We start from the raw sequence: 15,702 nt of genomic DNA, 5'->3' as shown, positions 1-15,702 counted from the left end.
GCATCTGGAAGATCAGTTCGGCTATCGTGCCGCGCCCCTGAACGATATTCTGCAAACGCTCATTGCCCACCTCCAGAAAAGCATACAGGTCGCAGGCGTTGACGGAGGGAGTTCCAGCATCAACAGTGTGGTCGGGATCCAGGGGGATGACGGGTGTTACGGCGTTTTCCATGATAGTGCTCCTTCGTAGTTCAGTATGCCACCCTTTGCTGAGAGATGGCGGGACTCAACTAAGCCTACAAAGAAGCTCGGGGGTTATTCGTGCGCCGAAACGCCTTATTTCCCCCTCTCATCCCGCCAAAAGGAACTGCACACCGGTGAGGAGCCGGATGGGTGATGGGTCGATGGCAAATGTTGCGACGTGGCAACATTTGGGCACAAAAAAACCGTTTTGGCGGAACGGGTACCGCTTCGTAGTTTCAGTACCTCCAGCCTAATCTGAGGGGGGTGGGGGTGTCAAATGAAAAGAGAACTCATGTCTGAGAGTCAAATGTTGCACCGGTGCAACATTTGACCAAGCCGTGCACATGCGCACGGTTTGCAGTCAGACCATCAGCCCATCCATCACCGCTGCCGCCGCCAGAGCCTCTGCCCCAGTATCGTTCAGTATTTGGTAGATCGCCCTTTCTCCCAGCCCGTACCGCCCTACTAGCACTCGGACCGGGGTATTGCTGTCGTAGTCTTCACGGATCTGCGTATCCCTGATGCGCTTTGCGGCCCGCTTGAACATGCTTTTCCCATTCGGTACAGAGATCGTCTCTCCCCCAAACCTGGCAGACATCGGCCCGGCAATAGCCGCCCCAACTTTTTGCGCAAATCGGGTGTGGAGGTGGGTACGTTTTTTGGGGATAAACACTCTTTGACCGCCAAAACGGCTCACGAGGTTTTCCGCTCCTTCATACCCAATCGTCTGGACGATTTCCTGAAGAAGAGGGGGGATTAGGTCTGTCGGGACGTCTCGCAGTTCCACGGTGGGCGGGGTTGTTTTGGTTGGGGGGTAGCTTTCAGGTCGCCCATGTCGGCTTATCCTTGACCACCTGACCTTGATGGCTGTCCTGGTGCGGTGCGGCATCACCTTCACACAGGCCCTTTCCCCCCCATACGGATAATGTTTCAGGAGGGTATCGTCATCCTTTTTGGTCCACGGTAGACCGCCATGTCGATGCTTTATTCCGAGCGTTTTTGCTCGGTGAGTGATAGCCGCCAAGGTGCGGCCAGGGAGGTAGGGAGCGCAGGCTATTGCCCCCCCTTTGGGGTAGTATCGCCGGACGAGTCGATCCTCCCCTACAACCCAAGAGGTGCGAGCGCTCTGACGACTCACTCTTATAGCGTGTGCTCGGGTGGAGATAGCCACCAGCGTGCGGCTGGGTAGGTAGGGGCTGCATGCGGCAGCACCGCCGTCCGGATAGTGCTGACGGATAATTTCATCCTCCTTCTCGCCCCATCGCGCATAACCCATCACCACCCCCTCAGACCGTCAGAGAATCCATGGTCGCCGCCGCCGCGACGGCCTCAGCTCCAGTAGCGGCGGCCTGGATCATGGCCAGGGCTTTGCGCTGGGCTTTGCGGATTTGAGCGCCTTTTTGATCCCACTTGGTTTTGGCAGTTTTCACCATGGCCACAGCAGCTTTGAGATCCTCTTTCGGATCCTCGGTGTCCGGGACATCCCCACCAATTCCCGCCGCCAGCCACGGATAGGATGTCGGATCCGGATCAGGGTCTTTCTCATACCGCTCCAACTCCTCCCTCAGGCTTTCGTACTCCGCTTTTTTCCCCTCTCCAGGAGTCAGCAAGGCCTTTTTCATCGACTCGGCCCGGCTGTTGACGCTGCTTTCCATCTGGGATTTGATCTCACCCACCGGGCGGGCTTTTTTTGATCGAGACCCGGTGACTGCGACGGCCAGAGGTAGGGTCTTTTCCCCTTTGCCCGTCTCAAGAGTGACCTCACCCATCTCCACGGAAAATATTGGATCTCCAGCAGTTTCCAGGGTTGAGTCATAGACCTCATCGGTCATATCGACCTGGATGACTGTATGTCCACCGTGGATAGACCAGGGTTCTGTTGGGGGCGGGTCTGAGGGTCTGGCGACGGGGGTTGGGGAGAGCTTCCCTGCCTCCCGACTGAGGGCGCTTTTGCTCCACTCCCACGGGCCGGACACGACGTTACCCTCTGGGTCTACAATCACAAATTGCGGCATGGTGTTTTCCTTTTTAGAGAATCGTTATCCCTCAAAACCCACATACACATCGATCCGCTGCGCCAGAGGGGTAAAGGCGGTGCTGGTCATGACCAAGCCGATGGTGTCGCCCTGCTCATACCGAAAAGAGGCGTTCCCACTGGCGATCTGAGCGTCACTGGTTTGGGTGTTGGTGGCGTCGATATGAAGATGAAGGTCGGTGGCCACCAGAGGCGTGCCGTTTCGGGTCAGCTGTAGATGGATATCCCCGGCGGTACGGGGGGTGGTAATGCGGATCCCGGTGCTGGTGGCGTAGCCGGCGGAGGGGGCCGGGATCTCGATGATGACGCCACTGGTCACTTGGTTCAGCCCATCCAGAAACCCTTGGCCGTTGATCAGGTGGACGGCAGGTCCTGCTGGGCCGGTGAGGCCTTGCTGGACCAGATTCATCCGTCCGGTAAGGGGGTTGAATTTTTGCGGCATGGCGATTCCCCTTATCCGTAAGTGAGAGAGGCTCGGTCGTCCCAGACCTGATTGAAAGAAGCTGCCACCCCGGCAAACTCAATGACCGTCGGGTTTTGGTTGCCGTCATAGGTAATGCGCTTGACCTGCCAGACCGCATCCCCTGTGGTGCTGCCGGGGATCGCTTGCCCGACGTACTCGGGGTCGTTATTGCCGTTGTAGGCGATACGGGTGATGAGAAACCCCTCACCGCCCATGGCCGTCTTGTAAAGATGGTTTTGCAGCTGATCTTGAGTGATCATTCGGGTTTCTCCTTAGATATCGTCGGCGTAGCGCATGATTTTGACGGTGGTCACCGCCTGTAGATGTTGGATAGTGTGAGTGACAGCCACAATCTGACCGATCCAGCTCTGGCCCATCAGGGCGTCGTGGACCTCGACCAGGTGGCCCAGCCTCAGCTCCGGTCGACAGATACAGGCGATCTCCACCTCCCGTAGCGCCTCTGCGGCGTCCAGTTCAGCCCGGCCTCTGGAGCGCATAACGTCCAGGGTGGCGAGGAGAGGATCGACGACATCCTCCCCCTGGGTCGCTCCCTCCCCCCGGTAGACCTCGATCTCCCCCTCTCCCACAGGATCCACCTCGGTGCCGGTGGCCTGAATCAGGATCGGATACGCATCGACATCATCTGCCACTGTAGCCGGGGTGGTGATAGCCCAGGATCGGGGGGTGAGGGTCATCACCACCCGAGCCACGGCCAGGCCAGCACTTTCAGCGGTCACCGTCACCCCATCCGACTCCAGGGTGAGCGCCCCCAGATCGGTACCGAGCCAGGTCCAGCTATCCAGGCTGGTGGCTGGTTTGGAGAGGGTGACACTATCCGATCCTTCAAAGGCCAGATCCTCGGTCACCTGATAGGACTGATCCGCCCCCTGAGCCAGGGTGCCGGTGGAGGCGGTCACCTCGTCCAGGGTCACGGTCGGCCCTACGTGAAGGAGGATGTGGGCGGTATCACCACCCTGAAAAGAGGTTGTGCCCGCATTCAGACCACCCTCCCGGTCATCCACCTCCATCGGGATCGAACCACCACCGGGGGTATAGTCCCGGATAGTGAATCTGGTCGCGCCCCGGCGCTGGAGATAACGCTCGGTACAGCTAAGATTGTCGGTAGCGTCGGTCAGGATGTGATCCGGGGTGGCGTTTCCCCAGTCGGGGGGAGAGGTGGGATAGCGGTGCCGGACCAGGATGGAGCCGTCCGGCTGGGTCTCGATCAGCCCGCCAGCAGCCTCCACCACGGTGCGGGCCGCCTCCAGAGGGGTGGTGTCGTAGAGCGCCAGGCGGCCACCAGGGATGGTCCAGGCCACCAGATCCCAGGTGACTGACACCCCGAGCATCTGCTCCACCGCCGTTTGGGCATCCACCGCATCCTCCCAGGACAGCTCCAGGGTATCGGCTCGTGGCGAGGCAAGAGATGCGGTGGGGCTCACCAGGGAGAGGGTGGGAACCGGGGCTGAAGTTGCGGACCTTTGCGAGGCTTTCTCATCGACAATGAAAGACCAAGGCACGCCATCAATGGTGATGACAATAAGGTCATCGGTGCGGATCCGCTGGTGCCCGGCCAGATCCGCCAGGATCAAATCCGCCACCCAGGCGTAGTCGCCCTCGGTCTGGGTGAGGGTGAGAGAGCTGACCTGGAGAGGGGCGCCCAGATGGGTGACCCGCGCCTCCACCGTAGCATCCACCGGCGAGACATCCCCCAGGATATCCCAGATGGCTGTAAGGCCTGCCCGGACCGGGTTGTGGTTGAGCAGATCCCAGGGAGCCTCCAGAGCAGCCGTCAAAGTGTCGCTGGGCTCGTAAGGGGTTTCCAGTGATCGCCTCAGTAGCGACCGCAGAGCATAAGGAGCCTCCAGCGATCTGGCGATAGGCGTGCTGTAGGGTGCCTCCAAGCTCCGGGCTATCCGTACAGACCAGGAGGCCTCAAGGGCTCTGCTGAGGGTCATCGGATGAAATCCTGCCTGGCGGGGGTTTTCATGGCCAATGAGACCTCATAACCGGAAGATATGCCATCCTCATGGCAAAAACCCACTTCCCCCACGAAAGCTCGTCTGCCTCATAAACAGCTGTATCCGGCCATTGCTGGGCAAGATGCGCGAATAACGCATCGTAGCTCGCGTCCAAAAAATCCGTATTGTATTTGCGGGCGATGATTATGACGTTTACCGGGGTTCCGTCGCTTACGTCGCCAGCGAGATTTTCGATTGCACTCCAGTATTCGGAAAATGTGGGGGGGTAGGAGGCCTGGAACAGCTTTACCTCTGACGGCATCGACCTGTTGGACGGCAAAATGCTCGGGACCGTTTCACCCTCCTCCACTGGCTCCTCAGGCTTGATAACGCCGAACTTTGTAGGGCCGTATCCAGTCGTTTGATAGTACGCCCTGAACTCGTCAAGATCCTCGTCAAACCGTTGTGTGCCGTCATCCTCGTCCGTATACCAGGACGATCTTTCGACGATACAGAGAACCACATCGAAAACACCGGGAAACTGAAAGCTTTTCAGTCGACGAAACGGGCCGAGTCGAACGCTCATGAGCCGTTCAAAAATCTTAGTTTTAGTGTACTGCCGGTGCTGGCGTCCTTGAGTGACAGCGAGAGGATATCCTCAACCTCCACGTAGGCGTCTGCATTGTCCGGATCGGTTATTCTGTATGGGGCGCTGTATTGTCTCGTATTGGGAATTTCTGTGTAGGTAGCGGTGCCCACATCATCCTCAATTTCGAAAGGGGCACCTTCTTCTTCGCCTCCTTCTTCGCCTCCTTCTTCACCGCCTTGCTCGCCTCCCTCATCCGCCCCACCAGAGTCGGCGTTGGATTGATAGGATGTGGTGGCAAGCTGATAAGATGGGGCTCCAGATGGCCAGATATTCCGCTCAAAACTGGCTTGGGTTGCGTGTCGGCTGGATAGGGCGATCAGGTGGACCGGTGGGATGTCTGCACTCTCCAGATCTCCAGTCAGCCACGCGGCCTGCATGTCCCTAAAATGCGATTCGGTGGCCACCGTACTGCCGTTTCCGTAGGTGACCTCGATCAGGTTGTATTCGGGGCTGTACTCAATGACCATCGCCCCATACACCTCGTCAGCCGCAGTGAATGTGGCGGTGGTGGCGTCGTAGACTGGCGCATCCACGGGGTTACCCTGGATATCGACAAAATTCGTCTGACTCGTGACTGTCGCCTCCGGGCTGTCGTAGGAATACTGGAGACTCTTTTCCCGCTCTCCGGAAAAGGTGATCGTTTCAATCAGCCTCGCCGACTGGCGGCCAATATTTTTCCACGATCCACCCTCTTCAACCGTAATCTCGATAGTGCTGGTGTAAGCCTTGGCGCAGTAGAGCCGAACCCTCCTTATTCCGTCTTGCAGCACAGTCAGAGGGGTGAACTTTTCCACGGTACTGGTGTAGCCATCGGACATTTGAACCACCGACCATGCCGACCGCTGTTTCATTTTTTGATTGTACGCCGTCACCCACTCATCTTCCCCCCAGTCAACCGCGCACGGGGTGTTGCCGTCTTCAGCGGAATCCGCGATCAACTCAAAAACATCGTCCCCATCTTTGGGGGCAACCTGGAGCGTCAGAGTTGAGGAGGTATCGCCCATCAGGCGGCCTCTCCGGTGATCGCCACAAAAACCCTGTTGGCGGACAGACTCCCGGCTCCAGCCGGAATCACCCGTTTCCACCAGATGCCTACCGCCGCTGGATGGGTGGTGAACGTAAGTATATCTCCAGGAGCCCAGGTACCACCCCAACCAGCAAAAGGCAGGGTAAAGTATGGCTTTGAAAAGTCGCTATTATTGGGAGCAAAATCTGTGGATATGGATCCTCCGGAAACCGACCCAACCGTATCCCCGCTGCATGTGAAGGCGGTGGCAGTGGTAAAGGTGATGGTCCACGTCTGCTCAATGGAGCCGATGGAATCCAGGAGCGGAACGTTGGTGGTGGGGGCGGTCGGAGGGGTCTCACCATCATAAGTGCCCGCTGCTGTAGACCCTCCCCAGCTATCCCAACCGCCCTGGATATCTGCTGACTCAATAACCGATCCCACCCGAGTGAGAGCAGCCGAATAGGCATTGCTCAGCGTCACCCCGGACTCAAAAACGAGGGTGGCTTTATTGCCGTTCCAGGAGACCGCACCGGTCGCAGCCAGCCGGATAAACTCCTCGGCACCACCGGCATCAGAAATGTCGGCCATATCGGAGATGCGAATGAGATCGCCGTCCTGAAAAACAGCATCCGCTGCATCCTCAACCAGAACATCGACAGAAGAGGCTCCAGCAGAGACGTCGAGATCCAGCGCCCCTGTCCCGTAGAGCCGCTCCGATCCGGTGAGGTCTCCCTGGGTATCGGTCTGGGTGCCAGGGAATATCAATACCCGATCCCCACCTGGGGAGGGGTTTTCCACAAAAACCCTGGGACTCGCCAGCGCTATGTCGTCATCGTTGGAAAATTTATAGAAAATCTTTCGGTATTTTGTAGAGCCTGTCTCCTGTTCGGCGTGGGGAACATCCGGCCAGACGTTGTTCTTGACGCTGGTAGGAATTTCTGTGGCTGTCAGCCGCCCCCCGTTACTGGAGGCATTGCTGACGGTCTCAGGTTGATAAAAAAGAAGTTCAGAGCTGGCAGCCATACATCCTCCAGATCAGGTGACAGTAAAAAGCCGGATCACTCCGGTGTATTGGTTGTGGTTGGGCCAGAGCGGGATGAAAGAGACCGCTGGGGGTTCGTGGTGGCGAAACATCACCACATAGCTCTCATCATCCCACTCCAGGGTGTAGCTTGCGCCGGGCACGCTGGCCATTTCTGTCACGGCATCGACAAAATCCTGGTCGGGCCAGGAAACCTCGTCCACCATGGTTAGGGTGATGGATCGGCCCCCGGTGGTGGCGGGGGCGGACACCACCAGGCGACCTCCCAGGGTGCGGGTAACGGGCTGGGTCAGGTCGGATCGCTCGTGACGATCCTTCCATTGGGTGCCGTCCGGCAGAAGAAGGTCTCCCAGGGAGCGACTCATACCCGATACTCCCTGCCGCCACCCTGGGTCCGCCTGGTGGCGATACCGGCTTGCACGATTACCTTGTCACCGGTGCTGAGAGATCCGGACGGCGTAGCCTCGACAGGCCCGGCGCTGGTGGCCACCACCGCTCGGCCTTGACGGAAATTCACTACCCGTCCGGAGACTGGGCCATCAGTGCGCAAAAGTTTTTTCAGGGCATCAACGCTCATCGGCCCCGCATCCTTTTCACAACAGCATCGGCCAGGGCGGTAACCTCATCCCGAGAGCCTGCCGTAAACGAGCCGAGCGGCTGGCCCTGATCGGTGACATCCAGCTGGTAGACACCCAGCACAGGCGGTGAGGATGCCTGCCCACCACCCGCCAGAGCGATCTGGGGGGTCGATGGGAGCCCCAAACCTTGGGGCAGGCCACCATGGCGATACCCCTTGATCCCACTCAAAAACCGGCTTACCGCTGAATCGGAGCCGAAGTTTAACAGGTTCAGAATTGGGAGAAGTCGCTTCGTCCTGGCAGCGTTGACGATGTACTCCTGGTTGGAAATCCGCACCACGTTGCTGTCGGATGTGCCTGTACCCGCGCCACTGAAAAGGCCGCTGCCGACAGATCTGACTGCCAGACCGCCAGAGGCGTACTTCTGGGTGATTCCAGCTTCGGCCTCGATCTTGATTTTTTTGCGGCTCAGGATGTCGATTTCCATTTCCAGGTTGTGGATGACGTCCCGAGCCTGCTCGGCATCCGCCACGATCTTGAGCGTTTTATTGGTGATGTCAGGGATGGCGTTCAGTTGAGCCTGGAGCGCCTCAACCTCATTCGCAGCTTCCACCAGGCTTTTTGCCAGACCGTCAGTTTCTCCCTGCTGAGCCTTCAGCGCCTGGGACGCGGCAACTCGCTGTTTGTCGAAGAGGTCATCAAGATTTTTGCCGACGACCTTGACTCCATGCATCGCCAAGTTCGTCTTTTTGAGACCGGCATAGGCATCCTGGGCTTGCTGGAGAAGGGTTTTGGCCCACACCATCTCCTCCGGCGTGGCGTCTCTGTCGTCGATTATTTTTCGTGCTTCCCGAAGCTTATCGGTTGCAATTTTGAAGTGTGCGGACTCTTTTTGCGCATCGGTCATGCCCCGCTCGCGCAGAGCCTGGAGCTTCTCCTCCGTGGTCATGCGGGCGGACTTTTTTTGCTCCTCCAGTGATTTGATTTCGCTCGCCAGCCTCCTCTCGGCAGCCAGACTTTTTTCCGCAGCCCTCTCGGTGGCCGCAGCGGCCTTATTGGCTGCTGATATCCTTTCTGTCAGAACCTTTCTCGTGAGCCTGATTTCTTCTTGCTGGAGAGCTTTTCTGTGCTGCCCCCGCTGGGTCTCGGCCCTGGCGAGAGCCTCCTGTTTGGAGGTGATTGTATCGGTGATATTGGTCAGCTTTTTTTGCTTGGCCTCAATCTCTTTCAGCGCATTGACCAGACTGGTTTTGGTTTTGACCAGAGCCACGGTGGCCTCGGCCTCTTTGAGGAGCTTTTTCCGATGCTGATCCACCCACCAGCTGAGCCCGGCATAGGCTGTGCCTGCTGCTGCCAGGGTCGCGCCGATAGGGGTGGCGATCAGCGCCCCGCTCGCACTGGTGACGCCTGCAATACCGCCCGCCAGGCCTACGGCAGCGGTTTTGAGGGTGGAGAAATTTTCGATCACGTTGGAGAGGACGGAAAGCCCCTTGAGCGCCCCCACCACGATCAAAATTTCCTTGCCCCAATCGCGGATAAAAAGCACCGCCTCTTTGACTGCTTCAGCCACTCCGATGATGGCGTCGGAGATCTTTTTGGCCCACGCCTGCATCTCCTCTTTTTTCATCGACTGGAAAGAGGAGAGAGCGCCATCCAGCTGTTTTTTGAGGTGGTCCAGAGACCCGGAGCGGGCCACGGTATCGAGAAAGGCGGCGTATGTGTCTTTGACGTTGCTGACCAGGCCATTCCAGGATTTCATCTGGGCTTGCGCCTGGCCGTCGGCAGCCCGACCCATCTCATCGATCAGCGCCCGGATCACGTCCCGACCCAGCTGGCCTTTGCTGGACATGTCCTGGAGTTCGGTAACGTTTTTGCTTGTGGCTTTGGCCAGCAGATCCCAAACTGGAACTCCGCGCTCCACGAGCTGAAGAATTTCCTCTCCCTGAAGTTTGCCCTTGGCCCAGGCCTGACCCACTGCGAGGATGATGCCGTGGAGTTTTTCCTGTCCCCCGCCCAATTTTGCGGATTGGTCAGTCAGGGCCTGCATGGTGCCGTCCATGGGGTCCAGTCCAAACGCCTTGAGGGAGGCAAAGCTATTGGCTACCTGCGCCATCTCGTAGGGAGTGTTCTTGGTAAACTTTTCGACCCAGGAAAACGCCCGCTCTCCCCCCTCAGCACTCCCCATCAACCCCTCCAGCTGAATGCGGATCTGCTCAAAACTGCCAGCGGTCTGAATGAAACTTTTAAACAGCCCGGTCAGGGTTTGAAATCCGACATACGCCCCGGCCAGCGCCAACAATCTGCTGGTGAGAGAGGCAACGGCATCCTGGGTGGTTCTGTAAGAGGAGCTGAGATGTTTCAGGCTTTTGGTTTGGGCGCTGGCCTTGCCGGGAACTTTGCCCATCTCCCGAGCCAGGGTTTTCTGGGTTGTGGAGAGCTTCCCGGCATCAGCCGTGACTTTCTTGGCCGCAGCGACCATTCCGCCAGCCATCGACTTCCACTTGTCCTGAGCCTGCTTGACGCCATCTTGAAACGCCTTGGCTTCCAGGCCGAGCTGGATTTCAAGCTTATTTTTTGCTGGCATCGATCAGCTCCTCCAAGGCGGCCTGGAAGAAGGAAAAGGGGTAGCTCAGGGCGTTGGCGTGGCCGGAGCGGATAAGACCGCAGACGACTCGGCGGAATTCTCGATGCTGCTCTGCAATGCTTCTTCCATCACCTCTCGGAGCTTCCTTCTCACGGCAAAAAAAGGGGGGTTGGCCTTTTCTGCTGCCTGTCGGATCTGCTCGACGACGGGTGGAGTGAGGCGGGCAAGCTCTTCTACTCCCAGGCTGGAAACGCTGGCCAGGTCTTCGAGAAGAAAAGGGTCGTCGAAGAGTATGGCCGATGTGGCGGAGCCTTTGAGTTCACCCTCACCCTTGCGCTCAATCCACTGATCCACCTCAGCGACGGTCATCTCGCGGATGATGATTTCCTGGTCACCGATTTTGACTGTTTGATCGCCCATGTCAGCTACTCACCACTGGAGTGGTTTCCTTGAAATACTTGGAAATTCCAGCTCCGGTTTTGGTGGAGTCGGCTAGCAGTGTGCCCGTCAAAGAAAACTCTCCGAACGAGTCGCTCTTGTATTGCATTTCGTTGACCGGGCCAAACCGCACCCGGTAGATATCCACCACCCGGGTTCGGTCGTCGTGAGCGGTGTTGACTCCGTCGAAAACGAGGGTCAACTCAGTGTTGGACTCGGTCAGGGCGTTGACCACATCCTCAGCCGTATAATCGTAACCCACCTTGATATCCCGACCATCCTCGATGAGGCCGCCAGGCAGAATGAGGAGGCCCGCGCCAGTGACCTGGTAGTCCGAATCTTCCGCCCGGGTGATGAGACCCATATCCTGCCAGGCCGCAGTGCCGTCCACTATCGTGGAGCCGTCAGTGGGCCAAACGGGCTCCGTGCCGTCAGAATCGCCAGCAGCCGTGCATTTGTAATACCGACCACCCCCTCCCACCGGGGTGACGTAGGTATCCACGCTATAGGAGGTGGTGGCTGTCCATGCGCTGGCATCACCCCCATCCGTGCTGGTCACAGTCACCGATGTGGGATCGATGTGCGCAAGGCGGATCAGGCCGTCCGTGTAGGCCGTGTGGACCTCATCGGTGATCGAGTCGGCGGTGGTCTGGCTGGCAGTGCCGTGGAGGGAAAGGGCGAGATTTTCCGGGGAAAACTCGCTCAGAGTGACGGATATTTCCACCTTGTCGATCCGCCGCACGATATCAGCAGTCCCGCCCTGCGGGTCATCATAGTTTTTGAGTTCATGCACCTCTTCGCTGACAGAGATTTTCAGCTCTTTGTTGTTGCCGAGATAGCGGAGTTTTCCGCCAGCAAAAGGTCTGGCGTAGACCTTGCCCGAACCCTTGTATGAATACAGTCCCATCAACCCACTCCTCTTACCGTGATGCGTGTAGAAAATCGAACAGGATAAAATCCAACTCCGTCCAGAGGGATCGGAGGGGGGGCTTGCGCTATGGAAAGAGGCGTAAACCCTTTCCCCGGCTTCCACCCTAAAAGCGCACTGATAACGGCGGCCTTTATGGGGCCAACCTCCCGCCGCTCCGCCTCTCCTGACTGGAGGTCACGAGCGTTACGGACGGCGATCACCACCACCCAATACTGCTCCAGAGTCGCCTCCCCTTCGTTTGCACTCCGAATGGCTTCTCCAGAGGGTATGACATACGCCGCCGGGGCTGGTCTGGACATCTCCGCAGCCCCATCCAGATCCCGAGCCCCGGCCACGCTTTTCAAGGCTGAGACCTGACCTTTGAGTCGCGTTACGATCAGCGGCTCGGCAGCGTAAAAGTCGTCCATCAAAAACGATCCATGCCCGAAAAAGCCGAACCGGACCCAACCCCCACCACCGGCATGCCAGCGCCACTTCCGGACGGTGCCGAAGCCCCGCCCAGATCAGCCCGCCCCGCCTGGATATCCCGCAGGACCTTGTTGGCTCGATCATAGCGATCCCCAATGTGTGGGGGAGCGCCATCATCATAGAGAAACCAGCGGGCGAGATCGCCGCAGATCCGGGGCAGGGCGCTGTCAGCCACCACAGCCGCATCGATAGGCAGGGTGTAACGACCAGAGAGATAAACACCCATCTCCCTGGTCGCCATCAGAAGCGCTGCATCCATGCGCCCCAGCGCCTCATCAGCAGCGTCCTGCCGCTCCTGGGTCCAGCCGGAGCGGTCACCACCCTCGACTGTGGCCAGGAGCAGATCCGCATCCACCACATCCAGGTGGTCCGATGCGCCCCGCTGGGCCATCTCCACAGCCCCGTACCAGGCGATGAGGTCGGATGGTGTGGCGTAGGGCATGATCAGTCCACCGCATCCTTGATCAGATAGCCGGACAGTATGCTTGTAAGGACCGGCAGGCGCTCATAGGTCACCGGATAAAGCCAGCTCTTGAGGTTGTTGTCGTAGTAGGGCCTTTCCACCAGCGGGTGCCCTTTCAGCGTATAGGTGTAGCCGAAAGAGGGCTCCTCCATGCCGGATGGGCTGGCCGGAACATAGGCCAATACCGCATCCTTGCCCCAGACATCAGTGAGCGTCCCAGCATCGTCAGAGGTGACCGCCTTGCCTACCACCACCCGCTCCAGATCCCACAGGCCAGCCAAAAGATCCGGCGTCACCGAATCGCGCCCGGTGTATTTGATCCGCTCAATGATGGTTGGGTGGTTCTTTAGTGCATTGAAGGCCTTGGCCGAAAGCAGCAAGACGTTGGGTTCGACACCGACACTGGCGCGGATCGCCTCCTTGCCGGCGTTGATGTCTCCAGTGGGATCTGAAGCGCCATCACTCCATTGACTGGTACCGCTCAGGGTCACCTTGTGGTCGCTGTCATAGTTGTTGGCGTTGGTGGCGAGTTGACCCTGCTCATACTCCAGAGAGAGCGCGACCAGGCGCATGACATTCGTAGTGGCACGCCTGCCGAGGTCGAGCCCGGGAGAGGTCTGGGCCTCCCGCAGATGCTCCCGAGGCACCTTGCCCTCCAGGGATTCCTGGGCCAGGGTGTAAGGATCGCTTTCATAGCCAAAATCAACCCGCTTGGTGTTACTGCCAGGGGCTCGACGGGCACTGTAGAGCTTGAAGGATTCCTTACCGAACCGCAGGATCTTTCCGCCAGCCAAGAGGACCGGGACGTGAGGAAATAGAATGCTTCCCACATGGGTGGCATTTTTGTAGCCCAGCGCGATGCGGGACAGGACCGGATCGACGACCCGGACCTGAGAGGCGTTCATGGACATCAGGTCGTTCTCCTATCGCAACAATACTTCGATGAACTCCCCAGCGCCGGCGGCGGCCTGGAGAGCGTCAGCAAAAACAAACTCGGGCAGATCTGCCCCAGTGAAAACCGCCCCATCGGCAGCCGTAGAGGTGACGGGAGTGGCTCCGCTGGCGACCTCCAGAGCGCCGGTGACCGGGATGCCGCGACCGCTGGCATCGACGATCAGGGAGTCGCCGACAGCGATGGTGGCTCCAGACTCGATGACAGCAGTGCCCTTGACGTCTACCGACAAACCCTCAGTGTCGGCGGCATCGGTGCAGGCGACACCTACGATTTTTTGCCCCTGGGTGGTGGCCTGAGCGCCGTCATGACCTACGCCACGACAGGCGGTGATAGCGCCGCTCGCGGTGATGGTGAGGGTCAGCAGGGTGATGGACTGGCGGCTCATTGAGCACTCTCCATGGCCATGGTGACGGCATCCAAAGCTTCGCCATACTCGATATTGTGAGCTTTGGCGTATGCCAAAGTTTTGAGATGCAATCTGGCGCTTGCCGGATCGACAGTGTATCCAGGTGGAACTTGGACAGTTGCAGCGGATCCAGCCACGCCCTCTTCAGCCGCTGCCAGCTCCCCATATTCCACCCGGGAAGAGAGGCCGGACAAAAAGCCCTTCAGGATTTCGGCAGGGCTCTTTTTGACCGTCCCCTCACCCTCGGAGAAGGAAAGCTCCTGAGACCCGTGCAGGCCAGACAGAAGGGCTGTGAGTGGGGCTTGTTCAGCTGGAAGAACTTTTCCCGCCTCTACCACTCCCTCCATAAAGGCCAGATCTTCCCGGTCGCGAGCCCTTTTTTCAGCCAGAGCCAGGTTTTGAGCTTTGGCATCCAGGCTTTTTTGTTGCTCGGCAAAGCTGGCTTGGTCGGCAGCCAACTTCTCTTCCCGCTCTTTCAGCTCTGCTGCCTTCTTAGCAGCTGCTTTTTCTTCCTCTGATGGCATCTCATCGTCCTCGGTAGATGGTGTTTCGGCAAACTCGATCTGAACCACCCCTCCGGCATCATCACCCTCTTTGAAAGCAGGATCCGGCAGCCCCTTCACCGCTGGCGGTTGGGCTCCCAGGAATCCCACATGGCGGAGATAGTAAGCCCCCGGCTTGGGGTTGTTGGGAGAGGTGGGGGTATAAAAACTGGCAGAGATTTTTTTGTATCGGCCCTCTTGGACCATCCCAACCAGATCCTCGGAAACCTGTTCGGGTGTGGCGATCAGGTCTCCATCTGGCGTGACGGACAACTTTTTCACCCAGCCGTGAGCCTGGGCGTCGTGCTGGGGATGGCCAAGCACCAGCGGCGCTTCGTGGCGACCAGGATCATAGGCGGCTGCCATGGCCTGGAGATCCTGGCCGGTGAACGCCAGCCGCACCCCGCTCATGTCGGTGTGCGTACCGGCCCGAAAGATAGTTATTGGCTGAGTCATGGGAGGGATTGTGGAGAATAATCTGGAACAAGAGCATATGAACGAGTTCCGTTTTTCGATGGAATCGGCTTTTTTTGCTGTCACTCGCTCACCAACTCCTTCGGTTTGACAGGGATGGTGTTTACTTGCTGTTTATTTCGAGTTGTGTTGGGCTTTTGTTGCTTGGATATGGGTAAGACGAGTTGAAGAACAAAAGACGCGAGAGAGGGGGTTTTAGAGGGTTTTTCTCAGATGGACCTGAATAGCAGTCAGAATGGCGGTCATGCCTTCATCGGAGACACCCATGAACGGGCGGGCAGGAATGTTCCAGGGCCACTCGGGTTTGGAGCCAAAGTGCTGGTGAGCGGCGTAGACCAGGTTTGTCCCCACCACCGCATAGTCCGCCCCGTGCTGTGCGCTGATGGAAGAAGCGAGCTGGCCGGTGACCTGGAGCTTTTTGCCATCCCCTTTGCCCTTTTTTTTGCGGCGGTGCAGGGTCGACCCCTTGAGAGCAGGCTCAGGACAAGTGGAAGTCGATGGCTGGCGGAATGGTCGCTGCG

General features: G+C 58.4%; 20 protein-coding genes. All 20 read right to left on the bottom strand.

All coding sequences use genetic code 11. The annotated features are described in order from the left end of the window. Positions 1–172: hypothetical protein (locus tag HQL52_17515; GenBank protein MBF0371250.1), on the bottom strand; the 172-nt coding region annotated here is incomplete at its 3' end. Between the two features lie 372 nt (positions 173–544). Continuing rightward, positions 545–880: a hypothetical protein gene (locus HQL52_17510; protein ID MBF0371249.1), complete on the bottom strand. Its 336-nt coding sequence runs from the start codon at positions 878–880 to the stop codon at positions 545–547. Between the two features lie 589 nt (positions 881–1,469). After that, positions 1,470–2,198 (bottom strand): hypothetical protein, encoded by a 729-nt coding sequence (locus HQL52_17505; protein MBF0371248.1) that lies wholly within the window; start codon positions 2,196–2,198, stop codon positions 1,470–1,472. 24 nt (positions 2,199–2,222) lie between these two features. Continuing rightward, positions 2,223–2,660: a hypothetical protein gene (locus HQL52_17500; protein ID MBF0371247.1), complete on the bottom strand. Its 438-nt coding sequence runs from the start codon at positions 2,658–2,660 to the stop codon at positions 2,223–2,225. Between the two features lie 11 nt (positions 2,661–2,671). Continuing rightward, a complete protein-coding gene (locus HQL52_17495; GenBank protein MBF0371246.1) occupies positions 2,672–2,896 on the bottom strand; it encodes a hypothetical protein in 225 nt (74 codons plus the stop codon). Positions 2,897–2,953: 57 nt separating this feature from the next. Next, a complete protein-coding gene (locus HQL52_17490) occupies positions 2,954–4,345 on the bottom strand; it encodes a hypothetical protein (protein MBF0371245.1) in 1,392 nt (463 codons plus the stop codon). Between the two features lie 322 nt (positions 4,346–4,667). Next, complete coding sequence (locus tag HQL52_17485) at positions 4,668–5,228, bottom strand: hypothetical protein (protein MBF0371244.1); 561 nt, start codon at positions 5,226–5,228, stop codon at positions 4,668–4,670. Then, the gene (locus tag HQL52_17480) at positions 5,225–6,295 is read right to left on the bottom strand and encodes a hypothetical protein (protein MBF0371243.1); all 1,071 of its coding nucleotides are present in this window, start codon (positions 6,293–6,295) and stop codon (positions 5,225–5,227) included. Before HQL52_17480 ends, HQL52_17485 begins: the two co-directional genes overlap by 4 nt. Further along, positions 6,295–7,323: a hypothetical protein gene (locus HQL52_17475; GenBank protein MBF0371242.1), complete on the bottom strand. Its 1,029-nt coding sequence runs from the start codon at positions 7,321–7,323 to the stop codon at positions 6,295–6,297. Before HQL52_17475 ends, HQL52_17480 begins: the two co-directional genes overlap by 1 nt. Positions 7,324–7,335: 12 nt before the next feature. Next, complete coding sequence (locus tag HQL52_17470) at positions 7,336–7,707, bottom strand: hypothetical protein (protein MBF0371241.1); 372 nt, start codon at positions 7,705–7,707, stop codon at positions 7,336–7,338. After that, positions 7,704–7,919, bottom strand: coding sequence for a hypothetical protein (locus HQL52_17465; GenBank protein ID MBF0371240.1), 216 nt, complete (start codon positions 7,917–7,919; stop codon positions 7,704–7,706). The genes HQL52_17470 and HQL52_17465 overlap by 4 nt, the downstream gene beginning before the upstream one ends. Continuing rightward, positions 7,916–10,504 (bottom strand): tape measure protein, encoded by a 2,589-nt coding sequence (locus HQL52_17460; GenBank protein ID MBF0371239.1) that lies wholly within the window; start codon positions 10,502–10,504, stop codon positions 7,916–7,918. The genes HQL52_17465 and HQL52_17460 overlap by 4 nt, the downstream gene beginning before the upstream one ends. Positions 10,505–10,549: 45 nt before the next feature. After that, entirely contained in the window at positions 10,550–10,924 is a 375-nt protein-coding gene (locus HQL52_17455; protein ID MBF0371238.1) for a hypothetical protein, read from the bottom strand. 1 nt (position 10,925) lies between these two features. Beyond that, positions 10,926–11,849: a hypothetical protein gene (locus HQL52_17450; protein MBF0371237.1), complete on the bottom strand. Its 924-nt coding sequence runs from the start codon at positions 11,847–11,849 to the stop codon at positions 10,926–10,928. Continuing rightward, a complete protein-coding gene (locus HQL52_17445) occupies positions 11,849–12,280 on the bottom strand; it encodes a hypothetical protein (GenBank protein ID MBF0371236.1) in 432 nt (143 codons plus the stop codon). Before HQL52_17445 ends, HQL52_17450 begins: the two co-directional genes overlap by 1 nt. Next, the gene (locus HQL52_17440) at positions 12,280–12,783 is read right to left on the bottom strand and encodes a DUF1320 family protein (GenBank protein MBF0371235.1); all 504 of its coding nucleotides are present in this window, start codon (positions 12,781–12,783) and stop codon (positions 12,280–12,282) included. Before HQL52_17440 ends, HQL52_17445 begins: the two co-directional genes overlap by 1 nt. Before the next feature lie 2 nt (positions 12,784–12,785). After that, complete coding sequence (locus tag HQL52_17435) at positions 12,786–13,715, bottom strand: major capsid protein (protein MBF0371234.1); 930 nt, start codon at positions 13,713–13,715, stop codon at positions 12,786–12,788. A gap of 12 nt (positions 13,716–13,727) precedes the next feature. Beyond that, positions 13,728–14,144 carry a DUF2190 family protein gene (locus HQL52_17430; protein MBF0371233.1) on the bottom strand — a complete coding sequence of 139 codons (417 nt, stop codon included), beginning with the start codon at positions 14,142–14,144 and terminating at the stop codon, positions 13,728–13,730. Further along, complete coding sequence (locus HQL52_17425) at positions 14,141–15,163, bottom strand: hypothetical protein (GenBank protein MBF0371232.1); 1,023 nt, start codon at positions 15,161–15,163, stop codon at positions 14,141–14,143. Before HQL52_17425 ends, HQL52_17430 begins: the two co-directional genes overlap by 4 nt. A 213-nt stretch (positions 15,164–15,376) precedes the next feature. After that, positions 15,377–15,702 (bottom strand): phage virion morphogenesis protein (locus HQL52_17420; GenBank protein MBF0371231.1); only part of this gene is annotated, 326 nt, incomplete at its 5' end.

The sequence above is a fragment of the Magnetococcales bacterium genome (assembly GCA_015232395.1).
In the GTDB taxonomy this organism is placed as follows: domain Bacteria; phylum Pseudomonadota; class Magnetococcia; order Magnetococcales; family JADFZT01; genus JADFZT01.
This window is presented reverse-complemented; position numbering and strand designations above follow the sequence as displayed.